10 protein-coding genes are annotated in these 25,427 nt (G+C 63.9%); 8 read left to right on the top strand and 2 right to left on the bottom strand.

What is annotated here, in order from left to right:
• Nucleotides 1-97: 97 nt before the first annotated feature.
• On the bottom strand, nucleotides 98-5,596 hold the full coding sequence (locus M729_RS0102695; protein ID WP_027160683.1) for an alpha-2-macroglobulin family protein: 5,499 nt from the start codon (nucleotides 5,594-5,596) through the stop codon (nucleotides 98-100).
• Between the two features lie 272 nt (nucleotides 5,597-5,868).
• On the opposite strand from M729_RS0102695, the gene M729_RS0102690 reads away from it, so the two are divergent.
• The 6 genes from M729_RS0102690 to M729_RS0102665 all read left to right on the top strand — a co-directional run bounded on the left by M729_RS0102690 (nucleotide 5,869) and on the right by M729_RS0102665 (nucleotide 20,492).
• A complete protein-coding gene (locus tag M729_RS0102690; RefSeq protein WP_027160682.1) occupies nucleotides 5,869-7,797 on the top strand; it encodes an autotransporter assembly complex family protein in 1,929 nt (642 codons plus the stop codon).
• A gap of 3 nt (nucleotides 7,798-7,800) precedes the next feature.
• Nucleotides 7,801-13,854, top strand: a complete 6,054-nt coding sequence (locus M729_RS0102685) for a translocation/assembly module TamB domain-containing protein (RefSeq protein ID WP_027160681.1) — start codon at nucleotides 7,801-7,803, stop codon at nucleotides 13,852-13,854.
• Between the two features lie 266 nt (nucleotides 13,855-14,120).
• Complete coding sequence (locus tag M729_RS0102680; RefSeq protein ID WP_013530882.1) at nucleotides 14,121-15,773, top strand: ABC transporter substrate-binding protein; 1,653 nt, start codon at nucleotides 14,121-14,123, stop codon at nucleotides 15,771-15,773.
• A 230-nt stretch (nucleotides 15,774-16,003) separates the two neighbouring features.
• The gene (locus M729_RS0102675; RefSeq protein WP_013530883.1) at nucleotides 16,004-17,038 is read left to right on the top strand and encodes an ABC transporter permease; all 1,035 of its coding nucleotides are present in this window, start codon (nucleotides 16,004-16,006) and stop codon (nucleotides 17,036-17,038) included.
• A 12-nt stretch (nucleotides 17,039-17,050) separates the two neighbouring features.
• Nucleotides 17,051-18,208 carry an ABC transporter permease gene (locus tag M729_RS0102670; protein ID WP_013530884.1) on the top strand — a complete coding sequence of 386 codons (1,158 nt, stop codon included), beginning with the start codon at nucleotides 17,051-17,053 and terminating at the stop codon, nucleotides 18,206-18,208.
• A gap of 67 nt (nucleotides 18,209-18,275) precedes the next feature.
• Nucleotides 18,276-20,492 (top strand): ABC transporter ATP-binding protein, encoded by a 2,217-nt coding sequence (locus M729_RS0102665; RefSeq protein ID WP_024501517.1) that lies wholly within the window; start codon nucleotides 18,276-18,278, stop codon nucleotides 20,490-20,492.
• A gap of 34 nt (nucleotides 20,493-20,526) precedes the next feature.
• Here M729_RS0102665 and M729_RS0102660 read toward each other — a convergent pair whose 3' ends face one another.
• Nucleotides 20,527-21,117 (bottom strand): transglycosylase SLT domain-containing protein, encoded by a 591-nt coding sequence (locus tag M729_RS0102660; protein ID WP_024501516.1) that lies wholly within the window; start codon nucleotides 21,115-21,117, stop codon nucleotides 20,527-20,529.
• A gap of 217 nt (nucleotides 21,118-21,334) precedes the next feature.
• On the opposite strand from M729_RS0102660, the gene M729_RS0102655 reads away from it, so the two are divergent.
• Nucleotides 21,335-22,873 carry a trimethylamine methyltransferase family protein gene (locus M729_RS0102655; RefSeq protein WP_024501515.1) on the top strand — a complete coding sequence of 513 codons (1,539 nt, stop codon included), beginning with the start codon at nucleotides 21,335-21,337 and terminating at the stop codon, nucleotides 22,871-22,873.
• 58 nt (nucleotides 22,874-22,931) lie between these two features.
• Entirely contained in the window at nucleotides 22,932-25,358 is a 2,427-nt protein-coding gene (locus M729_RS0102650) for an FAD-dependent oxidoreductase (protein WP_027160680.1), read from the top strand.
• Nucleotides 25,359-25,427: the final 69 nt, after the last annotated feature.

The raw sequence follows: 25,427 nt of genomic DNA, 5'->3' as shown, positions 1-25,427 counted from the left end.
CTGGCCGTCTCCTCTCCCCTCGGGGAGAGGTCGACCGAGCGAAGCGGAGGGCGGGTGAGGGGGCACTTTGCTCATCGCGTCCATCACCATCAGCGCCTTACGGCGCCTTGATCTCCATCATGCCGGTGGCGGTGCGGGCCGAGTATTGCGGCCGATACATGTCTTCCACCGTTGCCGCGGGGTGCGCATAGGTACCCGGCGTCACGGCGCGCACGACATAGGCGAGGGTCAGATTGTGGTCGTGGTCGCCGTCGGCCGGGTTGAATGCCGCGACGAAACGGTCGTCGCGGAATTCGAGATGGGCCGCATCGGTCTGCGCAAGCCACGAGAAGTTCGTCAACTGGGCGCTGGAGACCAGGCCGGGATTGTCGATCTCGAAGCCGGCCGGCAACAGGTCGGTGACCAGCAGGCGCGACGGCCATGTGTTCTGCTCGTTGACCTTGAGCACGACGACATAGCGTTCGTTCTGAGTCGCCTCGGTGACATTGGCTTCGGTGCCGTCGAGCTTGTAGTAAGTGCGGCTGATGGTGAAGCCGTCGCCGCCGGCCGGCAGCGGCTGGACCGGCGACGCCACCGTGGTGACGACGGCCTGCAGCGGGGTCTTGCCGGTGTTGGCGATGGTCAGCGGGCTGTCGACAAGGTCAGAGCCTTCGACCTGGTTGGAGTAGCCGCCGGAATGCGCCGCGCCATTGACGGTCAGCGTGATCGTATCATTGCCTTCTTTCAGCGCGCGGGCCGCCAGCAGCATCCAGGATTCGTCCTGGGTGCTGGTCCAGCGGGCTTCGGCGCGTTCCCTGGTCACCAGCTTGATCAGCTCCGGCACGATTGTCGGTACCGGCTTGGATTCCGCCGCCAACGCCAGCATCGCCGCGCCATCACGCAGCCGCGAACCGTAGTCGGAGCGGTAGTAGTCGTAGTCGGTGGTCGACTTGGCCAACTGCAGGGCAGTCTTGAACGTCGATTCCGCACGCGGTGTATCGCCGTAGAGCGCCAGGCTTGCCGCCAGCTGGGCAACGGCCATCGGGCTGGAAAAAGCTTCGAGCTGCGTGTCCGCATAGTAGCGCAGGTCGCCGATCGAGGCCTTCTTGTTGCGGGCCAGAACGTAGAGGGCGTAGGCGATCTCGCTGCCCCGGTCCTGGACGCTCTGGTCGTAGCCGAGTGAGTTCTGCAGGTTGCTGAGCGCCTGGTTCATGGCCAGGCTCGGCACGTCGTATTTCTGCTCGCGTGCCCTGGTCAGGAAGTCGGTGACATAGGCATCGAGCCACAGATCGCCGGAGCCCGGGCCCCACAGGCCGAAGCTGCCGCCCGAGGCCTGGTAGCTCAGAACCTTGTAGATGGCGTCCTGGATGCGGCCATGGATATCGGGATCGCTGGCCATGCCGATGCCGGACGCCAATTCATTGACGTAGAGAAGCGGCATGGCGCGGCTGGTGGTCTGCTCGGCGCACCCATAGGGGTAGCGGTCGAGCGTCATCAGCAGCGAAGGCACGTCGAAGGCGGCAGCCTGCGAAACGCCGACGCTGACAGAGGCGCCGTCGAGCAGGCTTGCCGCGAGCAGCTCCTTGTCGACGCGAAGCGCGCCGCCATCGCCCTTGAGGTCGACCACCAGGCGGGTGGTGACCGGTAATTGCGCCGGGCGCACCGGCACATAGAGCGTCTGCTCGACCTTGGTGCCGTCGGCATGGGCAAGCTTGATGGTGAGCGAGGCATTGCCGGCCGTCTGAGCGATCAGCGGCACGGTCAGCGTCTGGCGCTTGCCATGGGCGAGCGTCAGCTTCTGGGGCAGGGGCTTGTCGCCCGTCGACAGGTCGCCCGTCGTTTCGATCGAGAACGCATAGTCGCCGGCCGGACCATCGGTGTCGGCGACGTCGAGGCGCATAACGGCGGCGTCACCAGGCGCCAGGAAGCGCGGCAGGCCGGCGGTGATGACCACGGGATCGCGCACGATCACGTCGGACTGGGCGTGGCCGACCGCGTCCTTGGTCCAGGCGACGGCCATGACGCGCACGGTGCCGTTGAACTGCGGGATGTCGAAGCCGACCCGCGCCTTGCCGTCGGCGTCAAGCTCGACGACGCCGGAGAAGAAGGCGACCAGCTTTTCGGTCGGCGGGCTGCCTTGCGCCTGCATGTTGGCGCCGTCGCCGCCGGTCCTGAGCTTGCCGGCGTTGCCCAGAGAACCGTCGATCAGGCGACCGTAGATGTCGCGGATTTCCATGCCCAGCATGCGCTGGCCGAAGAACCAGTTCTCCGGATCCGGCGCCTTGTAGCTGGTCAGGTTGAGGATGCCGACATCGACGGCGGCAACCATGACATAGGCATTGCTGCCCGCCTGCACGCCGGCGACCGAAACCGGGATCGACAGCTGCTGGCGCGGCATGGTCTTGTCCGGTGGCGTCAAGGTGATGGCGAGCTTCTTCGAACCCGGATCGACCTTCAGCCATTTCACGCCGATGGCGCGGGCCGGCATGCGCGTCTCCTGCGCATCGCCCGGCCGGAACAGGGTTGCGGTGACATAGGCGCCGGCGCCCCAGTCGTCGCCGACCGGAATGTCGACGGTGCTGCCGCCGGCCGGCACTGACGCCGTGATGGTCTTCAACAGCTTGTCGGAGCCGATGTTGATCAAGAGTTCGCCGGCAAAATGCGGCGAGATTTTCAGCTTGGCCACTTCGCCGGCGGCATAATTGTCCTTGTCGAGGGCGATTTCGAGGCCGTCAGGCGTTTCGGTGGTGGTCGAGGAGACATACCAGCCGGCGTCGAACTCGTAGCTGGTCGCCGGTCCTTCGGGATCGGCGGTTTCAACCTCGAGCCTGTACTGACCCCAATCGACCGGCACGGAGACCGTTGCGTCGCCGTCGGCGTTGAGGTCGACCTGGCCGTTGGCGATCGACTTGGTGAAGGTCACCGGCTCGTAATTCCACGAATTGTTGGAGCGGTACCACTGGTAATTGCGTTCGACTTTGACCAGCGTCCATTGCGCGCCTTTCAGCGCCTCACGCTTGCCGTCGGGATCGACGGCGATCAGGCTGAACTTGGCCGTGCCGCCCTGCGGCACTTCATTGTCGGCGAAATCCGGACGAATGCCGATCATATGGCCCTGCGGGCGGATGCCGATGTTGAGCGAGCGCTCGATGGCGCGGCCGCCGGTTTCACGCATCCTGACCGTCACCTTGGCGTCGACCAGCTTGGTGGTCGAGGGCAGTTGGTCGACGGAGACCGGGAAGGTCACCTTGCCGTCATCGCCAACCACCGGCAGATCGGCGAGGGGGGTGACCGTGGGTTCGGCCGACTGCTCGTCGGCGAGACCGAAGGAAAAGCCCTGGAAACGGTCCCAGTCGCGCGACGTCGACAGCGTCAGCTCGCCTTCCAGCGCCAGGCCTGCTGCCGGCGCGCCATAGAGGAAGCGGCCGTCAATGTCGATGTTGGCGGTTTCGCCCTGGGCGATTTCCTGCTTGTCGGCCTTCATGTCGAATTCGATGCGATCCGGCACGAAATCCTCGACCAGGAACATCTGGCTGGCCACCGCGGGCTGCTTGGGATCGGTGTAGATCGACACCGACCAGGTGCCGCGCATGGCGTTGGGGGCGAGCGGCAGGTCGACGGCATGGCCGCCGGCCGATGCGCCGTCGCTGACGATACGGCGGTCCTCGACGCCGTCGGGGCGCGAGAAGATGAAGGTCAACGGCAGGTTTTCGACCGCCTTGGCGGCGCCGTCGCGAGCAAGTGCGGCGACATGAACATCCTCGCCGGCGCGGTAGATACCGCGTTCGGTCCAGGCATAGACGTCGAGCGCACCTGGCGCCGCGCGCCCGGTGACGCCGCGGTCGGACAGGTCGAAGCCGGCCCGGCCCATGTCGAGGAAGACGAAGTCATTGTCGCCCTGCTTGGCCATCAGCACGGCCGGCACCATGCCGCCGTCGCCGCGCGTCAGGCCGGGGTTGAAGACGGCATGGCCGTCGGCATCCGACGTCGCCGTGCCCAGAACCTCATTGTTCCTGGCGACCAGCGTCAGTTCGGCGCCGGCGATCGGCTTGGCGCTGCCCAGCGAACGGGCAAAGACGTTCAGCCCGTCCTGACCGGTATAGGTCGACAGGCCGATGTCGGAGACGACGAACCATTGCGTGGCCATCGAGTTGTAGTCGTCGCTCTTGTCGTTGACGGCCTGGGCGGTCAGCACGTAGACGCCGGGCTTGCGCTGCGGCACCGCCTCGTCGACCGGGAAGGAGGTGGTGACCTCCTTGTTGAGGTCATTGGCGATGTCGAGCTGGCCTTGCCAGACCGGCGCGCCCATCTGCTCGGAAATGTTGGAGATGTCATAGCCGTCCAGCTGGTGCAGGAACTGGTAGCCCGACAGAAGCTGTGCCAGCGAACGATCGCCGATGCGATAGAGCTTCATCTCGGCGGCGTTCATGTTGACGGTAACGATCGGAATGCCGCGGCGCGCGCCGGCCGGCAGCACGAAGCTGTCGCCAGTGAAGCGGGCGGACGGTGCGCGGTCCTGCACATAGATCGACAGCACCACGGGAGCCGCGGTCACTTCGCCGATTGCCGCCGGCAGGCCGGCGCGGAAGGTGACGTCGTAGTGCTGGCCATGCTCCAGCCCTTCGACGCAGATCTGCTTATCCTTGGCCTCGACGCCCTTGGGCGGTGCATTGTCGACAGTGACGAATTGCGCGTAATCGACGCCGGTCTTGACCAGATCCTCGGAGAATTGCGCGCAGATGCGCGGCGCGCTGGTGTCGGCGTCGATGGTGTGGTCGATAACGCGGAAACCCTTGCGCGCCTTCAGATCGGCATAGTCGGCCTGGACCGCCGGCGACGGATTCAGGGCAAGGCTCGCCTCATAGGCCTGCAGCGCCGGCCGGTAGAGATCGCGCTTGTCGAGGCCGTTGCCGAGCAGCGCCAGCACTTCGGCGCGCGTCTTGGTGGTGCGCAGTAGTTTATAGGCATTGAATGCGGCCGAAGTGCCGTTCGTCGGCAAAGTGGAAGCTTCGGATGTGCTGGCGGCGGGCTGCACGGCCAGCGTTTCACGCGCCAGGTTGAGCCAGAGCTGGCCATCATCGGGCAGTACCGAGACAGCGGCCTCGTATTTCAGCATGGCGGAGCGGTGGTCGCCGGTCAGCACGGCCTGTTCGGCGGCACTCAGCAAGGCAGCCATGCCTTCTGTCGGCTTGTCATAGGCCGGGCCGAGCAGCTTGTTGCGGTATTGCTGGGCCTGGTCGGCCATCCAGTTGGGGAAGAAGGCGAGTTCCGGCGGCGCGCCGATATCAGGATCGCCATCGATGTTGACGACCTTGCCGGCGACCGCGCCATTGAAGGTTTTCAACTGGTTGTAGTCGGATTTGAGGAAGCACCATTTGGCTTTTTTATTGTAGGTGAAGGCACGGCAGGCCGGGTCTCCCAGGCATGTCGTCTTGCACTGGTCGATTGTCACATTCTGGTCGGACCTGAGATCAAAACCGAAATAATCGGAATTGTCCGTTGTCGCGATACGCCGGGCCTCGGCCGCCTGCGCGACGCTGCTCCAGGCCAGGACATTGGCCCAGGCAAAAAACAGGAGAATCAGAATCGAAAGACCACGAGCCGCGCGCATTGCCATAACACCCCTCCAGACACAGCTGACGTCCGGGCATGATCAAGCTTCAGTCAGGCTTGTCAACACAAGGACGCGGCAGGGGTCCGCCTGCCAACGGTTTCCTTTCCGGTCGATGACCGGTAGTACCTCCATAGGACAGGGGATCACGCTTTCTTGCGGCGACGCAAAAGGTGTGAATTCCAAGCCCGTCCTATTTCAGACAATTGGATTGTGGCCCCTTTACGAGCGCTTCAGAACTTCATTCCAATTTTAGTTTTGTAACCTAGGTTGTCTTAATGCCGGCGCATGAAGAGCAGATGTCAGGAGGTCGCGCGCCAGGGCGTGCGCTTCCGCGCGCCCTGCTGCTGGCCATGATGTGCTCGACCGTGCTCGTCGCCGAATCGCCCCCGGCGGCCGCTTTCGAGCTTTTCGGCATCAAGCTGTGGGGATCGTCCAGCGACGAGGATGCCGACATCGTCGATCCTCTGCGCTACGCCGTGACCATCAATGCCCCCGACGCCGACAAGGACCTGGTCAAGAAGCTCGAAAATGCCTCGGCGCTGAAGAGCGACGAGGAGCGTCCGGTTTCAGGCTCGCTAGGGCTGATGGCCAAGGCGCGCAGCGACCGCGAACAGCTTGTCGCCGCGCTCTATGCCGATGCCCGCTACGAAGGCGTCGTCACCGTCACCATCGACGGCAAGCCGCTCGACGATTTGCCGCCGGATGCCGAATTCAAGGGTCCGCAGCCGGTTCCCGTGGCGATCGACATTGCTACCGGGCCGAAATTCACCTTGGGCAATATCAGGCTGCAAGGCGACGCGGCAGGACTGATGAGCGCCGATTATGGCCTGATATCAGGCGGCGACGCCGGATCCGGCGCAGTGCTCAAGGCCGAGGCGCTGATCGTGCGGACGCTGAAGGAGCAAGGCAGGCCGCTGGCAGAGGTGACGGACCGCCAGATCGTCGCCGACCATGCCACCTCGACGCTCGACGTGACGCTGACGGTCGCCGCCGGACCGGTCGCCGGCTATGGCCCGACCACCGTGGAAGGCACCGAGAAGGTCGACCGCGACTTCACCGAATACATGACCGGCCTCAAGCGCGGCCGGCAATACTCGCCGCAAGAGATCGACGACGCGCGCGACCGGCTGCTGGCGCTCGAGGTCTTCAACAGCGTGACGTTCAAGGAAGCCGACAAGCTCGATGCCGAGGGCAACATCCCGATAGGCGTCCAGGTCAGCGAGCGCAAGCCACGCTATTTCGGCGTCGGCGGCACTTTTTCCAACACCGAGGGGCTGGGCCTTGAGGGCTATTGGGGCCACCGCAATTTGTTCGGCCGGGCCGAGAAGCTGCGCATCGATGGCAAGATCAGCGGCATTGGCAGCAACGATCTCGGCGAACTCAACTACAATGCCGGCATCATGTTCGAGAAACCCGGTGTGATCGGACCGGCATCGAAGTTCTTCGCCGGCGTCAAGACGGTGCTCGAACATCCTGATGCCTATGACCATTTCTCGGTCAAGGGCAGCGCCGGCCTGTCCTACGAACTGACCAAGAAGCAGACGGTTTCCGCCGAGGTGGCGCTCGACTATTCCCGCATCCACGACGCTTTCGGCAAGCACAAATACCTGATCGCCAGCATTCCGCTGCAATATGTCTACGACAACAGGGACAACCGCCTGAACCCGACCAGCGGCTTCCGGGTGCTGGCCTATGCCGAGCCGAGCTACGACATTTTGAATGGTGCGGCCTTCCTGAAGCTCAAGGGCGAGGGATCGGCCTATCAGTCGCTGGATTCGGCTTCCAAGTTCGTGCTGGCCGAACGTGTCGCCATCGGGTCGATCGTCGGCACCGGGCTTCAGAATGTGCCGGCCGACCGGCGCTTCTATTCCGGCGGCGGCGGTTCGGTGCGCGGCTACGCCTATCAGGGCATCGGTCCGAAGGATTTCACCGGCCAGCCGATCGGCGGCCTGTCCTTCTTCGAAACCTCGGTCGAGATGCGCATCGCCATCACCGACACGATCGGCATCGTGCCGTTCGTCGATGCCGGCACCGTGTCGACCAAATCGGTTCCCGATTTCTCCGATGTCAAGGTCGGCGCCGGCGTCGGCCTGCGCTATGTCACGCCGTTCGGGCCGCTGCGCATCGACGCGGCCGTGCCGCTCAACCGCGATCCGGGCGATCCGCATTTCGGCATCTATGCCGGCATCGGACAGGCATTCTGAGCGATGAAAACAGTCTGGCGCATCCTCCGCATTGTTCTCTACACCCTGCTGATCGTGATTGCGGGAGCGATCGGCGCGCTGGTGGTGCTAACCAAGACCGAGCGCGGCCGCGACAATCTCGCCGGCATCATTTCGCGGCTGGCATCGACCGACGACCGCAAGATCACGGTCAGCGGCATAGATGGCATCTGGTCCGGGGCGCTCAGCGTCGACCATGTCGTGCTGGAGGACCGCGAGGGCGCCTGGCTGGTGGCGCGCAAGGTGGCCGTCGACTGGTCGCCGCTGGCGCTGCTGTCGAAAAACTTCAGCGCCGACCGTATCGCTGCCGAGCGTATTGAACTGGCGCGATTGCCGGTGGCCAGCACGCAGCCCGCGCCGAGCGGCGGCACGACGACGCTGCCGGTTTCCATCGACATCAAGCAGATCGACCTGCCCGAGATAGCGCTTGGCCAGCAACTGGCCGGGAGCGGCATCGCCGAACTTGCCGCCAGGGGCATGCTCAAGGCCGACGCCGCGCCTCTGGCGGTCGAGACGGTGCTCAACGTCACCCGCCATGACGGCAAGCAAGGCAATGTCGACGCCAAGATCCACTTTGCGCCGGCGGACAACAGGCTCGATCTTGACCTGAAGGCCTCGGAGCCGGCAGGCGGCATCATCGCCAATCTGCTCAAGCTGCCCGATACGCCGCCGGTCGACATAATTGTCTCGGGCACCGGGCCGCTCGCCAATTGGAACGGCATCGGCACGTTCTCGGTCGACGGCAAGATCGTCACCCAACTGACAGGCCGGCACCAACTGACCGACAAAGGTAATCATGTTGAGGCCAAGGGCGACGGCGATTTCGCTCGCTTCCTGCCTGAGAATCTCAAGCCGCTGTTTGCCGGCAAGACCAGCTTCGATGTCGCCGGCACCGCCACATCGGCCGGTGGCGTCAGTGTCGACCGCGCCAACATCGACAGCGATGCGGTGCACGGCACCGCGACCGGCATTGTCGATCCTGCCGGCGCCAGCGACCTCTCGATCGAACTCGCCGCCAAGGGTCCGCCCGTTGTGATCAGCGTCGGCAGCAAGGCGCAACCGATCACGCTGGCGATCAGCAATGCCACCGCCCGCGCCTTCGGCGACGGCAAGGCGCCGATCATCGACATCGGCGCCTCCTTCGTCTCCATCGTTGCTGGCGGCACGCGGCTGGATGATCTGGCGGCGCAGATCCATTCCGACGGCTTTGACATCCAGAACCGCGCCGGGCCGGTCACTGTCAAGCTGCAGGCAGGTGGCCTCAACACCGACGTGGCGACGCTGGCGCCGCTGATCACCGGCAAGATCGATGTCGATCTGGCCGGGTCGGTCAGCAAGGATGCCATTGCCATCGACCAGGGCACGCTGCGCTCCGACGCGCTCAACGCCTCTCTGACGGCGACGGTGGCGCTTGCCGACCTGTCGATGCAGCTGAAGATGAACGCGGATGCCGTGGCGACGGCCTTTCCGCCGCAGATCGCCTCGGTGCTTGGCGCCCGGGTGAAATTCTCGGCCACCGCGGCCCGCGATCCGCAGGGATCCTTCGCCGCCAACTCGATCGAATTCACGTCCGGCACGCTCAGCGCCGCCGGCACGGCCAGCATGCAGGGCACCGACATCCAGGCCGACATCAAGGGCAAATTGGGCGACGTTTCCGTGCTGTCGCCGACAGTCGGCGTGCCGGTTGCCGGTGGCGTTGATTTCGCGCTGTCGGCAAGCGGCGCCATGACGGCGCCCGACTTCACCGTTACCGCAGACAGCGACAGCCTGACGGCATCGGGCCGCACGGTGAAGAGCATCAAGCTGACGGCAAGCGGCAAGGCCGATATCACCAGTCCCGCCGCCAACGTATCGCTGACCGGCTCCGTCAACGACCAGCCGCTCGATATCAAGGCAGCACTGGTGACAAGCGAGGGCAAGCGTTCGATCAACGGATTCCTGGTCTCGCTGGGCGACAACAAGGTCTCGGGCGATCTCGCGCTGGACGACACGTACATGCCGCTCGGTACGCTGACGCTCGACGCGCCCGCTATCGACCAGTTGGCCGCACTGGCCGGCCAGGCGGTGACGGGCGACATCGACGGCACCATCGGCTTTGCCAAGGAGGGCGACGCGCCCTCCGTCACGATCGATGCGAAGAGCACTTCGATCGCGCGTGGCGACGTGACGGCCAAGGCCATCACCGTCAATGCGCTGATCGCCAATTATCTCAAGGCGCCGGCGATCGCCGGTTCGATAAAGGCTGACAGCGTCACTTCCGGAACCACCGAAATCAGCGGCATCGGCGTCGACCTGAAGCGCGACGGCGATTGGACCAATTTCACCGGCGGCGCCACCATAGCGGGCATTCCGGCGACCGCTGCCGGCCGGGTGAAGATCGCCGACGGCAAGACGAGCGTCGAGATTGCCTCGGGCGAGGCGACGGTTCGCGGCATCAAGGCGGCAATCGCTCAGGCGTCGACACTGAGCATCGCCAACGGCACGGCCAGCATCGAGAAACTGGCGCTCGATGTCGGCGGCGGTTCGGTGACGCTGTCGGGCACTGCCGGTCAGACGCTCGACCTCGCGGCGCAATTTTCGGCACTGCCCGCGGCGCTCGCCAATGAATTTTCGCCCGGCCTCGACGCTGTCGGCACGCTCAGCGGCACGGTTGGAGTGACCGGACCGCCGGCCGCTCCCGATGTCCGCTTCAATGCGCAACTGGCCGGTGTCGAAACCAGCCAGACCCGGCAGGCGGGGCTCGGGCCGCTGGCTGTCGACGCGGCCGGCAGTTACACCATGGCCGGCGGCGTTGTGCTCGATCAAGCGACACTGACCGGTGACAAGATTTCCGGCAAGGCAGCCGGCACCCTCAATCCGAACGGCGCCAGCGATTTTGCGCTCGATCTCATCTCATCCGGCCCCAGTCTGCCCCTGACTGTCGGCAGCGCCGAGAGCCCGGTCAAGATCGAGATCCGGTCCTTGTCGGCAAAGGTGGCGGGCGAGAGCACGCGGGCCCGCCTGGATGTCTCCGCGATCCTGCCCTCGATCGTCACCAGTCCAGCGAAGGTGGACGGGCTTGCCCTGGCGTTGCACTCGGATGCGTTCGATCTCAAGAACCGTGCAGGGCCGGTTTCCGGCACAGTGTCGGTGGACAAGGTCGGTCTCGACAATCCGGTGATTGCGCCGCTGATCGCCGGCAAGGTCACGGCGGCGCTCAGCGGTCGCCTGACAGCCGATGCGGTTGCCATAGACAGCGGCTCGCTCAAGAGCGATGCGCTGAACAGCCAGGTTGCCGGCCAGGTATCGCTGCGTGACGGTGCCATCGACCTCAATCTGAAGGCGGATGCCCCGTCGTCGGCCTTGCCGGCGGCGGCACGCGGCATGCTTGGCGAACGCGCTGAGATCAGCGCCACGCTGAAGCGCGACCCCAACGGCAGTATCGCTATAGGCGGATTGAAGCTGACCTCGGGCGCGCTGACCGCAGACGGGCAAGCCAGCCTTGCCGACAACAAGGTAGCCGCCGACATCAAGGGTGCGCTGAGCGACATCTCGCTGCTGTCGAAAGACGCCAAGGGCGCCATCGCTTTTGCGTTGAACGCGCAGGGCCCGGCCGCGGCGCCGGACCTGTCGTTGACCATCGACAGCGACCGCCTTCTCGTGGCGGCGCGAGAGATCATCGGGCTGAAGCTGACCGCCACCGGCAAGGCCGATGCCGCCAATCCGGCGGCGAATGTGCAGCTGACCGGCAATGTCGCCGGCCAGGCGCTGCAAGGCAGTGCGGTGCTGGCGACGGCGGACGGCAAGAGCGCCATCAATGGCCTGCTGCTGTCGCTCGGCAAGAACAGGATTTCCGGCGATCTGGCGCTGGATGAGAAGTTCGTGCCAGTCGGCACCATCGCGCTCGACCTGCCCGATATCGGCCCGCTGGCAGCACTTGCCCTGGAGAAGGCCGAAGGCGATGTGCGCGGCACGATCGCCTTTTCGAAGAACGGCAATGCGCCACAGGTCGCAATCAAGGCGGCGACAGCATCGATTACGCGCGGCGACCTGCAGGCGAAAGCCGTCTCGATCGATGCGCTGGTCGCCAACTATCTGGCGGCGCCCGTGATCTCCGGAAAGATCCACGCCGACACCGTCACGTCGGGCGGCACCGTGATCAGCGGCATCGATGTCGACTTGAAGCGCGACGGCGACTGGACCGGCTTCTCCGGCGGCGCAACCGTCAAGGGCATTCCGGCACAGGCCGCCGGCCGGGTGAAAGCGGCCAACGGCACGACGACCATCGAGCTTGCCTCCGGCCAGGCGACCGTACAAGGCATCAAGGCGGCCATCGCCCAGGCCTCGACCGTCAGCATCGTCAACGGCACGACGACGCTGGACCGGCTGGTGCTCAACCTTGGCGGCGGCACGGCGACGGTGACCGGCAAGGTCGGCACGGCGCTCGACATCAATGCGACGCTGGCGCGGGTGCCGATGTCGCTCGCCAACAGTTTCTCGCCGGGGCTCGACGCCGCCGGTTCGATCTCAGGCACGGTCAAGGTGACGGGTGCGCCGGCGAACCCCGCCATTGCCTTCAACCTCGACGCGGCCGGCGTGCAGACCTCGCAGACGCGCGGTGCCGGTGTCGGTGCGGTGAGTGTCTCCTCGTCGGGCACCTTCGGCGGCAACAAGCTGACCTTCAATGCCAATGTCGGCGATGGCGCCGGCCTTGGCCTCAAGGGCGGCGGCACCGTGACGACGGCCGGCACGCCGTCACTGGTGCTCGACTTCAATGGCGTCGTGCCGTTCGGTCTGCTCAGCCAGAAGCTGGCCGCGCAGGGCCTGTCTTTGTCTGGAACCGCCAATGTCAACGTGCAGGTGCGCGGTCCCGCGACATCGCCCGTCATCGGCGGCAGCATCAGCACCTCGGGTGCGCGCCTTGTCGATGCGCGCTCCGGCCTCGCCGTCAACGATCTCGCCGCCGATGTCTCGATTGCCGGCGGCGTCGCCAGGATCAACCGGCTGACCGGAACGCTGTCGACGCGCGGCAGCCTGTCGGCCAGCGGCACGGTCGGCATCAACCCGGCGCAGGGTTTCCCGGCCGACCTGTCGATCAAGCTGGTCGACGGCCGCTATACGGACGGCAGGGTGGTGACCGCCAATCTCGGCGGCGACCTGACGATCAAGGGACCGCTGACCTCCGCACCGGTCATCGCCGGTACCGTCAATCTCGCCAAGACGGTGATCACCGTTCCCGACAAATTGCCGGGCTCGCTGGCGGCGCTCGACGTCAAGCACAAGAACGCGCCGGGCGCGGTCAAGGCGCAGGACAAGGCGCTGCGGCCGCCGACGACCAGCGGCAAGGGCGGCGGTAGCGGCCTTGCGCTCGATGTCACGGTCAACGCGCCGAATCAGATCTTCATCCAGGGCAGGGGCGTTGATGCCGAACTTGGCGGCTCGCTGAAGCTGACCGGCCCGGCCTCGTCGCCGCAAGCGGTCGGCACCTTCACCTTGCAGCGCGGACGACTGTCGATCCTCGGCAAGCGGCTGACCTTCACCGAAGGCACGGTCGGGTTTTCCGGCTCGCTGGTGCCCTATCTCAATTTGACGGCGACCACGACGACGACCAGCGCCACCGTCACCATCGTGGTGTCGGGCGAAGCGACCAATCCGAAGTTCACCTTCTCCTCGGTGCCGGCGCTGCCCGAGGATGAGGTGCTGGCGCAATTGATCTTCGGCCGCTCGATGTCGAACCTGTCGCCGCTGCAGATCGCCCAGCTCGCCGAAGCGGCGGGGCAGCTGGCCGGCGTCGGCGGCTCGACGTCGCTGCTGGAAAACCTGCGCAGCGCCATTGGCGTCGACGATCTCGACGTCACCACCGACGACCAGGGCGGCACGGCGGTTTCGGCCGGCAAATACCTCAACGACCGCACCTATGTCACCATCCAGAAGGGCGACAAGCCTGGCTCGGGCAAGGCGACGATCGACCTCAATGTCGGGCGCGGCGTCAAGCTGCGCGGCGAGGCCAACGATGCCGGCGAAGCCAAGGGCGGCATCTTCTACGAGAAGGAATACTGACAGTCCGGCGGGGCTTTTGGCCTCATGGTGGATCGATTCTGGTGCTGTGCGGGCCAGAGTAAATGTCTCAGTTTAATCGACTATCGCGATTCCAGAAGAATCCGTCGGACAGTAGCAAATTTGCGCCAAGACTGTCGTTATCACGCGAACCGCTCCCCTTTCAAAGTTGCACATTCCCTAACATGTTCTCAATCCACGCCGTCTTTGACATCATGGCCTGGATGCGGAATGTTAAAAGGCGGAAAGCCAACAATGGGAGTTAAGTCATGACAATTTATAAGAGTAATGGCGATCGCGTTCCGGATCACATCCTGGCCATGGCCGAAGAAGCCAAGGCAGGCAAGGTGGACCGCCGCGAATTCCTGGCCATGGCCAGCGTCTTCGGCGCATCGACGGCAATGGCTTACGGCTTGCTCGGCCTCGCCGATCCGACGCCGGCGAAGGCCGAAGAGGTAAAGGGCAAGAAGGGCGGCACGCTGAAGATCGCCCAGTGGATCAAAGATCCCAAGGACCCGCGCAAGGCCGACTGGTCGGAAATCGCCAATGCCGAGCGCCAGGCGCTGGAGCCGCTGGTCAAGTACACCTCCGAATACACGTTTCGCCCCTATCTGCTGGAAAGCTGGGACGTCAACGACGACGCCACGCAGTATACGCTGCATGTGCGCAAGGGCGTCACCTGGTCGAATGGCGATGCCTTCACCGCCGATGACGTCATCTTCAACCTGAAGCGCTGGGCTGACAAGAAAGCCGAAGGCAATTCCATGCCCGGCCGTCTCGGCTCGCTGGTCAAGGACGACAAGCTCGACGAAAGCGCCGTGACCAAGCCGGACGACCACACGGTCGTGCTTAAGCTCAGCAAGCCGGACATCGCGCTGATTCCGAACATGTGCGACTATCCCGGGCTGATCGTCCACAAGACCTTCGATGAGAAGGGCGGCGACTTCAAGGCCTGCCCGATCGGCACCGGTCCGTTCGAACTCGTCTCCTACGATGTCGGTCAGAAGGTGGTCTACAAACGCCGCACCGATGACAAGTGGTGGGACGGCGAAGTGTTCCTCGATGGCCTGGAATTCATCGACTACGGCACCGATCCGGCAGCCATGGTCAGCGCTTTCGAGGCCGGCGAAGTGCACACCAACTTCGAGACTTCGGCCGACTATGTGTCGATCCTCGACGGCATGGACCTGGTGAAGTCGGAAATCGTCACCGCGTCGACCATCGTCTGCCGCACCAACGTCAACAACAAGCCCTATGGCGACCAGAAGGTGCGCAACGCGCTGCAGCTTGCGGTCGACAACAATGTCGTCTTGCAGCTCGGCTACGGCAATGCCGGCTCGGTCGCCGAAAACCACCATGTCTGCTCGATCCATCCGGAATATTACGAGCTGCCCAAGGTTGCCCGTGATCCGGCCAAGGCGAAGGCGCTGATGGCGGAAGCCGGCCAAGCCGACTTCGAACACGAGCTGATCACCGTCGACGAAGACTGGCACAAGAACACCGGCGATGCGATCGCCGCCCAGCTGCGCGACGCCGGCATCAAGGTGAAGCGCACCGTTCTGCCGGGTTCCACGTTCTGGAACGACTGGACGAAGTATCCGCTGTCGATGACCAACTGGAACATGCGTCCGCTCGGCGTCCAGGTTCTGGCCATCGCCTATCGCACCGGCGAGGCCTGGAACGAGGCCGGCTGGTCGAATCCGGACTGGGATGCCAAGCTCAATGCGGCGCTCGCCGTTGCCGACGCCGCCAAGCGCAAGGACATGATGAAGGACATCGAGCAGATCCTGCAGGATTCCGGCATCATGATCCAGCCGTACTGGCGCAAGCTCTACAGCCACTCGGTGAAGGCGGTGCAGAACTATAAGATGCACCCGACCTTCGAGCGCGACTACGGCAAGGTCTGGCTCGACCAGGCTTGATATCGCATCGACATGGAGGGAAGGGGCTCGCTCCCTTCCCTCGCTCTTTGCATTGTCCGTCCCTGCTGGTCCGCACATTCTCAAAAAAGTTGCGGACTCGCGGGCAAGGCCATGCAACAAAAACAGGGTTGATCGCATCCGAAGGCCTGTTTGACAGCCAGCCCCGCCGGTCACGGCAGGGTTGGCTTTCATAGCCGGCTCAAACCCCAACCCATCGGCAGGGGGCCGCCATGCTTTCCTTCGTTATCAGGCGTCTTGGCACCATGGCATTGACGATGCTGTGCCTGACCATGGTCGTCTTCTTCCTGATCAACCTCGAACCCAATCTGAAGAAGCTGGCGATCAGCCAGACCGAAATGCATACGTCGGCCGAGCAGCTCGAGAGCTGGCTGGTCAACCATGGCTACCGGCAGAACTTCTTCGTCCGCTACGGCCAGTGGCTTGGTGTCTTGCCCAAGCAGCCGGTAACCGACCCGGCGACCGGTAAGCCGGCGCAGCGTTTCTCCTTCTGCAACGATCCGCTCGTGCCGACCTTTGCCGGCGTTTTCCAGGGCGATTTCGGCTGCTCGACCAAGTTCAAGGCGACCGTCGCCTCAAAACTGTTTCCGGCACTCGGCGCTACCGGCATCCTGATGTTCTGGGTGCTGGCGGTGATGGTGCCGATCTCGCTGCTGATCGGCATTCTGGCCGGCATGCGTGAGGGGTCGCGAACCGACCGGGTGCTGTCCGTGGCGTCGATCGCCTCGACGGCGACGCCTGAATATGTGTCGGGCGTCATCTTCACCGTCATCTTCGCCTCATGGCTAGGCTGGCTGAACGGCTCGGCGGCTTCGGCCAGCCAGGGCATCACCTTCTACAATTTCACACTGCCGGTGATGACGCTGGCGATCTACGGCATCGGCTATATCGCCCGCATGACGCGAGCTTCGATGGTCGAAGTGATGACGCAGCAATATATCCGTACTGCGCGGTTGAAGGGTCTCTCCTTCGGCAGCGTGGTGGTCAAACATGCCTTACGCAACGCGCTGATCGCACCGTTCACCGTCATCATGCTGCAGTTCCCTTGGCTGCTCACCGGCGTCGTCATCGTCGAGGTGATGTTCCGCTACCAGGGCTTCGGCTACACGCTGGTCGAGGCGGCCGGCAACAACGATATCGACCTTTTGCTCGGCTGCTCGCTGGTCTCGGTGTTCATCGTCTTGATCACGCAGCTCATTTCCGATGTCGGCTACGCATTTCTCAATCCGCGTATCAGAGTTCAGTAGGGAGCGAAGCCGATGCCGGTTCAATACATCAGTGGCTTCACCGTCGTTTTCGAAGTGCTGTCGCGCTTCTGGCCGGTCTGGATCGCGCTCGTCATCGTCATGGGCGCGAGCTTCGCCTACAAGAAGAAGCTGGCGCTCTACGGCCAGCTGTTCGACAGCGGTGTCGGCATCGTCGGCGTCGGCATCTGCCTGTTCTGGCTGTTCACGGCGATCTTCGCCGCGACCATATCGCCCTTCGATCCGCTGGCCCAGATTCCGATCATGAAGGACGTGCTGCCGGGCGCCGTCGAACCGCAGTCGGGGCTGACCTATCTGTTCGGCGGCGACAAGCTGGCGCGCGACGTGTTTTCGCGCATGGTCTATGGCAGCCAGATCGTGCTGATCATCGCGCCTGCCGCGACCGGCTTCGCGCTGATGGTCGGCATCACGCTCGGCCTGCCCGCCGGCTATTACGGCGGCAAGATCGACACCGTGCTGTCGTTCCTGGCCAACCTTGTGCTGGCCTTCCCGGTGATCCTGCTGTTCTACCTCTTGGTGACGCCGGGTATCATGGACACGCCGATCCCGTACGGCATGGCCGGCGTGTTCTTCCTGTTCCCGATCATCTTCTTCAGCGTGCTGTTCTGGACCCGCTACAAGAACCGGCCCGACCGGCTCTACATCCTGCTCGGCATCACCCTGATCCTCGGTGGCTGGATCTATCTCGGCCTTGTGTTCGATAAGGACCCGCTGCACATCGTCCATATCGATCCAAACCAGCTCAACATCTTCGTGGCGGTGGTGTTCGCCTCCAGCCCCGGCGTGTTCCGCATCGTGCGTGGCCTGGTGATGGACATCAAGACGCGCGATTATGTGGCGGCGGCGCAGACGCGCGGTGAATCGCCCTGGTACATCATGCTGTGGGAGATCCTGCCCAATGCGCGCGGGCCACTGATCGTCGATGCCTGCCTGCGCATCGGCTACACCACGATCCTGCTCGGCACGCTCGGTTATTTCGGCCTTGGCCTGGCGCCGGAAAGCCCGGACTGGGGCACCGCGATCAAGGACGCCAGCCGCCTGCTGCGCTCCTTCATCCATCCGGCGCTGCCGCCGACCATCGCACTGATGTCGTTCGTGCTGGGCTTGAACCTGCTCGCCGACTCGCTGCGCGAACAATCGATGAAAGACTGATGTCGCGGGTTTCGACCCGATGGGCCTGAGAGAAACAGGCCTGGAAGAACCAGGATTGGAGCGACCCATGAACGAGGCAGTTCGAAATCCCGCCAAGCCGACCCCCGGGCCAACCAAAGGGCCGATCATCGAGATCGAGAACCTGTCGATCTCCTTCTTCACCCGCAAGGGCGAGATACCGGCGGTCATGGATTTTTCCTGCACCGTCATGCCGGGCGAGGCGATGGGCATCGTCGGCGAATCCGGCTGCGGCAAGTCGACCGTGTCGCTCGGCATCATGCGCGACCTCTCCAACATCGGGAAGATCGTCGGCGGCAAGATCAAGTTCCAGGGCAAGGACATGGGCGAACTCTCCGACGAGGAGTTGCGTTCCATCCGCGGCAACAAGATCGCCATGATCTACCAGGAGCCGATGGCGAGCCTGAACCCGGCGATGAAGGTCGGCCAGCAGCTGATGGAAGTGCCGCTGATCCACGACAAGGTGTCGAAGGAAGAGGCCTATAAACGCGCCCTCGATATGGTGCGCTCGGTCAAATTGCCCGATCCCGAGCGTATGATGCGCTCCTATCCGCACCAGCTCTCCGGCGGCCAGCAGCAGCGCATCGTCATTGCCATGGCGCTGCTGTCGAAGCCGGCGCTGCTTTTGCTCGACGAGCCGACGACGGCGCTCGACGTGACGGTGGAGGCGGGCATCGTCGATCTGGTCAAGGGGCTGGGCGAGAAGTTCGGCACGTCGATGATCTTCGTGTCGCACAATCTCGGCCTGATCCTGGAAACCTGCGATCGCATCACGGTGATGTATTCGGGCGAAGCGGTGGAGACCGGCAAGATCAAGGACGTGTTCGACCGGATGCGCCACCCCTATACGCAAGGGCTGTTCCGCTCGATCCCGCTGCCGGGCGCCGACAAGAACTCACGGCCGCTGATCTCCATCCCCGGACAGCTGCCGCTGCCGCACGAGCGGCCCAAGGGCTGCAATTTCGGCCCGCGCTGCCACCATTTCGTCGAGGGTGTCTGCAACGCCGCCGAAATCCCGATGATCGAGGTCGCTGGTCACGAAGGCCATTTCTCGCGCTGCGTGCGCTTCAACGAGATCGACTGGGAGGCGCTGCCACCCGGTGCCAAGAAGGTCAATGAGCGCGTCGTGCCCGGCGCGCCGGTGCTGAAGATCGAGGACCTCAGAAAATATTACAGGGTCGGCGGCAGCGAGGTGTTCGGCTCGAGTGAGGGCCGCGTCGTCAAGGCCAACGAGACGATCTCGTTCATGGCGCGCGAATCCGAGACGGTCGCCATCGTCGGCGAATCCGGCTGCGGAAAGTCGACGCTGGCCAAGGTGCTGCTCGGGCTGGAGACGGCAAGTGCCGGCACGGTGACGCTGGGCAACACGGAAATCCAGTCGACGGGGATCGACAAACGGAGCGTCGACACGGTGTCGTCGATCCAGATGGTGTTCCAGAATCCGTTCGACACGCTCAATCCCAGCCATTCGGTCGGTTCGCAGATCATCCGCACGCTGGAGAAGTTCAATGTCGGCAAGACGGTTGCCGATCGCCGCAAGCGGATGCTGGAGCTGCTCGACCTGGTGAAGCTGCCGCGGGCATTCGAAACCCGCAAGCCGCGTCAGCTTTCGGGCGGCCAGAAGCAGCGCATCGGCGTGGCGCGAGCCTTTGCCGGTGACGCCAAGGTGGTGGTGGCCGACGAGCCGGTCTCGGCATTGGACGTGTCGGTGCAGGCGGCGGTGACCGAACTGCTGATGGACATCCAGCGCAAGAACAAGACGACGATGCTGTTTATCAGCCACGATCTGTCCGTCGTTCGCTACATCGCCGACCGCGTCGTCGTCATGTATCTCGGCTACATCGTCGAGCAAGGCACGACCGACCAGATCTTCGCACCGCCCTATCATCCCTACACCGAGGCGCTGCTGTCGGCGATCCCGATCGCCGACACGAGTGTCGTGAAGAAGCACATCGTGCTGGAAGGCGACATCCCGTCGGCGATGAACCCGCCATCCGGGTGTCCGTTCCAGACCCGTTGCGGCTACAAGAAGCTGGTGCCGGACAATCTCTGCGAGACCAAGGTGCCGCCGGTCAAGCATCTCGGCGACGGTCATATGAGCCTGTGCTGGCTCTCCGACGACGTGCTGGCCAAGATGGAGCCCGTGATCAAGTTCGACAAGGAACACGCCGCGCACGAAGGTATGCCGGACGACGCGCCGCATGGCGATGGCCCCGGTTTTGCTGGCACGCCACCAAAGCGTCCGCGAGGTAAAAGGCCGAGTTGACCGTCCGAAGATCGAGATCAACGATGCGGCAAGATCAGTTCCCGCACTCGCTCAACTGCTGGGCATAGTCCCGCGCCATCTTGTCGGTGGCCCGGGCATAGCCCTGCACACCGGCATCGCCCCTGTTGCCGCGGCCATAGGCGGTCCAGCCGAGATAGTAGGCAAGGTAGAGATTGTAGGTGTCGTTGCGGGCGACGCCGTAGGTGTCAGATGTCTTGGAATGATACCAGCCGACGAAATCGACCGCATCGGCGAATTTCGTCCGCCGCGCCGCCCAGTTGCCGGTCTCGCGCTGATATTGCGACCAGGTGCCGTCCAGCGCCTGCGAGAAGCCGGTGGCCGTGGAGACGTGCTTCCACGGAATGAAGCCGAGCAGCTTGGTACGCGGCGGCCTTGCATTGCTCTTGAAGCCCGATTCCTTGCGCACCGTCGCCATCAGTACGGGAACGGGGATGCCGTATTTCTGCTGCGTGCGCTCGGCGGCAGACTGCCAGTTGTCGAACCAGCCGTCATTCTGGTCGAAGACGGCGCAAACATTGTTGATGTGGCTGGGCGGCGTGGCGCAGGCCGAAAGCGCCAGCAGCACGCAAACCGCACCAATTTTACTAAAACTCGAACTACGCATCGGCAGAGCAATAGGCCGAAATCATAAAGGGAATCTTGCAGCGTCCATTAACGCTTCGCCCGAGCGGTCGCTCGAGGAAATCCCATATCAACAATCCGACATACTTCGTCGTATTCTATAAATGGATACTGCGGAAATGCCGCCGTGGCTAAAATCACGCCCGCAGACGGCGTATTTATGACAGCTTACCTGGTTTGCCGGGGCTTTGATGCCAGGCATGAACGAACCAAGACGCAAACGCGGCGCCGAGCGCACCAGCAATCGGGGGCCATCGGCCATTCCGCAACTGCCGCTCAGGCGGGTGACCAATCCCTATCCGCCAATGGCCATGCTCTCGCCCGATCAGATCGAGCAGATCCATCAGGCGTCGATGCACATATTGGAGAATTTCGGCATCGAGGTGATGAGCCCGCGGGCGTTGTCGCTGTTCGAGAAGGCCGGCGCCAGGGTCGATCATGCCTCAGCGAATGTCCGCATCGATCGCGGCCTGATCGAAGACGTGCTGAAGACCACGCAGCCCAGCTATGTGTTGACGCCGCGCAACCCGGCCAACGCGGTTCATCTGGGCGGCAACACCATCAATTTCACCCTCGTTGCCGGGCCGCCCAATGTCCATGACATGGAGCGCGGCCGCCGCGCCGGCAATTTGCGCGACTATTCGGATCTCACACGGCTGGCGCAGCATTTCAACTGCATCCACATGCTGGGCAACCAGGTCTGCGCGCCGGTGGAGCTGCCGGCAAACTCCCGCCATCTCGACACTTATTTCACCAATCTGACGCTGACCGACAAGAGTTTCCATGTCTCGGCGATCGGCCGGGGCAGGGCATTGGACGGCATCGAGATGATGGCGATTTCGCGTGGGCTGACGCTCGACCAGATGCGCGACGATCCCGGTATCACCACGATCATCTCGGTCAACTCCCCGCGCCGCTTCGACGAGATGATGGCCGAAGGCCTGATGACCATGGCCGAGTTCGGCCAGTCGGTGGCGGTGACGCCGTTCACGCTGATGGGGGCGATGAGCCCGGTGACGCTGGCCGGGGCGCTGGCGCAGCAGAATGCCGAGGCGCTGTTCGGCGTAGTGCTGACGCAGCTTGTCCGTCCGGGCGCGCCGGTCATGTATGGCGCCTTCACCTCCAATGTCGACATGAAGTCGGGCGCGCCGGCCTTCGGCACGCCTGAGAATACCAAGGCCAACATTGCGTCAGGGCAACTGGCGCGGCGCTACGGGCTGCCCTACCGCACGACGCCAGGCTCGGCTTCCAATGCCGCCGACGCGCAGGGCGCCTATGAGACGCTGATGGCACTGTGGGGCGCGGTGCTCGGCCACGGCAACCTCGTCTACCACGCCGCCGGCTGGCAGGAGGGCGGGCTGACGGCGTCGTTCGAAAAACTCATCATCGATGTCGAGATGATCCAGCATATGATGGAGTTCTTGCGCCCGATCGAAGTCAATGAGGCGGAACTCGCCGTCGAGGCTTTGGGTGCGGTGCCAACCGGCGGGCATTTCTTCGGCGAGCCGCACACGCTGGAGCGCTACGCCACTGCCTTCTACCAGCCGATGCTGTCCAACTGGCAGAATTACGAAGCCTGGCAGGAAGCCGGCGGCCTCGACGCCACGGCACGCGCAACGCGGCTGTGGAAGAAAGCGCTGGAGGACTATGTCGAGCCGGTGATGGATATCGCCGTGCGCGAGGCGCTAGAGGCTTACATGGCCAGGCGCAAGGAAGCGATCGGGCAGGGAGAGCCGTGATCGTTCCCAGCTTGAATCCATTCACCCATTCAACTCACTGATATCAGAGAAAAAATCCATGAAATCGCATGCAAAGGTCGTGGTCGTTGGCGGTGGCGTCGTCGGATGCTCCGTGTTGTTCCATCTCGCCCGCCACGGCTGGACCGATGTTGTCCTGCTGGAGCGCGACGAGCTGACCTCAGGCTCGACCTGGCACGCGGCCGGGGGCATGCACACCATCAATGGCGACCCCAACGTCGCCAAGCTGCAGAAATACACGATCAATCTCTACAAGGAGATCGAGGAGCTTTCCGGCCAGGCGACCGGCGTGCATCTGACCGGTGGCGTGCTTCTGGCAGCGACCGAGGCGCGGCTCGACTGGCTGCGCGGCGTCGTCGCCAAGGGCCGCTATCTCGGCATCGAGCTCGAGGAGATCTCGCCCAACGAAGCGGCCGAACTGATGCCGCTGCTCGATCCCAAGCAGTTCGTCGGCGCGGTCAGGAACAAAGAGGACGGCCATCTCGATCCCTCCGGCGTCACCCACGCCTATGCCAAGGCCGCGCGGAAACTTGGGGCGGAAGTGGAGCGTTTCACCAAGGTCGAGGACATCGTGCGGCGCCCTGACGGGCTGTGGCGGGTCATCACCAACAAGGGCGAGGTGGTGGCCGAGCATGTCGTCAACGCCGGCGGCCTGTGGGCGCGCGAGGTCGGCCGCATGGTCGGCCTCGAACTGCCGGTGCTGGCCATGGAGCACATGTACCTGATCACCGAGGACATGCCGGAGGTCGCCGCCTGGAACGCCAAGACCGGCACCGAGATCATCCACGCGGTCGACTTCGATGGCGAGCTTTACCTGCGCCAGGAGCGCGGCGGCATGCTGATGGGCACTTACGAAAAGGCCAACAAGCCATGGTCCGAATACCAGACGCCATGGAATTTCGGCCATGAATTGCTGGCGCCCGACATCGACCGCATCGCGCCGTCGCTTGAGGTCGGCTTCCGCCATTTCCCGGCCTTCCAGAACACGGGCATCAAGCAGATCATCAACGGGCCTTTCACCTTCGCGCCCGACGGCAACCCATTGGTCGGGCCGGTGCGCGGGCTGCCGGGCTTCTGGGTCGCCTGCGGTGTCATGGCCGGGTTTTCGCAAGGCGGCGGCGTCGGCCTCGCTTTGTCGAACTGGATGATCGAGGGCGATCCCGGCGCCGACATCTGGGCGATGGATGTCGCGCGCTACGGCGACTGGGCGACGATGGCCTATACCAACGCCAAGGTGCGCGAGAATTATTCCAGGCGCTTTTCGATCCGCTTCCCCAATGAGGAGCTGCCCGCCGGGCGGCCGCTGAAGACGACGCCGGTCTACGACCTGCTGTCGGCCAAGGGTGCGCAATGGGGCGTTGCCTATGGGCTGGAAGTGCCGCTGTGGTACGCGCCGGAAGGCGTCAAGGACGAATTCTCCTGGCGCCGCTCGAGCGATTTCACGCAGGTCGCCAAGGAGGTCGCCACAGTTCGCGACGGTGTCGGCCTGTCGGAGATTTCGAGCTTCGCCAAATACAAGGTGACGGGTGAGGGAGCGGCCGCCTGGCTCGACCGGATGCTTGCCTGCAAACTGCCCAAGCCCGGCCGCATGACGCTGGCGCCGATGCTGAAGGAAGACGGCAGACTGATCGGCGATTTCACCCTCGCCAATCTCGGAAGCGAGGGCTGGTTTCTCGCCGGCTCCGGCATCGCCGAGCAATACCACATGCGCTGGTTCGAAAAGCACCTGCCTGACGATGGATCGGTCCGCATCGAGGCGCTGGGCGCGAAGCTCACCGGTCTGTCGATCGCAGGCCCGAAGGCGCGGGATGTGCTGGCAAAGGCGACGCGCTCGGATGTCTCCAATGCGGCCTTTTCCTTCATGGCCATTGGCCGGATGGATATCGGCATGGCGCCGTGCCTGGTCGGCCGTGTGAGCTATACCGGCGATCTCGGCTACGAGATCTGGGTGGCGCCGGAATACCAGCGCGCCGCCTATCAAGCACTGATGGCGGCGGGCGGGGAATTCGGCATCGGCCTGTTCGGCTCGCGCGCCCTCAATGCGCTGCGGCTGGACAAGAATTACGGCTCATGGGGGCGCGAGTACCGGCCGATCTACGGGCCGCTGGAAGCGGGGCTCGACCGCTTCGTTGCTTATGGCAAGGACGCCGATTTCATAGGCAAGGCCGCGGCGCTGGCCGAGCGCAGGCAGGGCGGCAAATTGCGCCTGCGCGCTTTTATCGTCGATGCCGATGATGCCGATGTCATTGGCGATGAGCCGATCTGGTTCGATGGTGCGGTGCGCGGCTGGGTGACGTCGGGCGGCTATGCGCATCATTCGAAGAAATCCGTCGCCGTCGGCTATGTGCCGAAGGAGATCGCTGATGAGAGCGACGGCTTCGAGATCGAGCTGCTGGGCAAGCGCCATGCGGCGCGCATTCAGGCGGTGTCGCTGTTCGACGCCAATTTCGAACGGATGCGTGCTTGAAGCGCTTCGGCTTCGCCGATGCGCTTCAGATTCCTGTTTTGTGGATGTCGTTGTCCCAAAACCGCCGGG

Source organism: Mesorhizobium sp. WSM1293, assembly GCF_000513875.1.
Classification (GTDB): Bacteria; Pseudomonadota; Alphaproteobacteria; order Rhizobiales; family Rhizobiaceae; genus Mesorhizobium; species Mesorhizobium ciceri.
Note: the sequence above shows the minus strand (reverse complement) of the source record. Positions and strands in the feature narration are given on the sequence as shown.

Excerpts from the sequence above, each read along its gene's own strand:
- M729_RS0102655 (WP_024501515.1), top strand. The coding sequence starts at position 21,335 with ATGAACGAACCAAGACGCAAACGCGGCGCCGAGCGCACCAGCAATCGG.
- M729_RS0102650 (WP_027160680.1), top strand. The coding sequence starts at position 22,932 with ATGAAATCGCATGCAAAGGTCGTGGTCGTTGGCGGTGGCGTCGTCGGA.
- M729_RS0102685 (WP_027160681.1), top strand. The coding sequence starts at position 7,801 with ATGAAAACAGTCTGGCGCATCCTCCGCATTGTTCTCTACACCCTGCTG.
- M729_RS0102680 (WP_013530882.1), top strand. The coding sequence starts at position 14,121 with ATGACAATTTATAAGAGTAATGGCGATCGCGTTCCGGATCACATCCTG.
- M729_RS0102675 (WP_013530883.1), top strand. The coding sequence starts at position 16,004 with ATGCTTTCCTTCGTTATCAGGCGTCTTGGCACCATGGCATTGACGATG.
- M729_RS0102695 (WP_027160683.1), bottom strand. The coding sequence starts at position 5,596 with ATGGCAATGCGCGCGGCTCGTGGTCTTTCGATTCTGATTCTCCTGTTT.
- M729_RS0102660 (WP_024501516.1), bottom strand. The coding sequence starts at position 21,117 with ATGCGTAGTTCGAGTTTTAGTAAAATTGGTGCGGTTTGCGTGCTGCTG.
- M729_RS0102665 (WP_024501517.1), top strand. The coding sequence starts at position 18,276 with ATGAACGAGGCAGTTCGAAATCCCGCCAAGCCGACCCCCGGGCCAACC.
- M729_RS0102690 (WP_027160682.1), top strand. The coding sequence starts at position 5,869 with ATGCCGGCGCATGAAGAGCAGATGTCAGGAGGTCGCGCGCCAGGGCGT.
- M729_RS0102670 (WP_013530884.1), top strand. The coding sequence starts at position 17,051 with ATGCCGGTTCAATACATCAGTGGCTTCACCGTCGTTTTCGAAGTGCTG.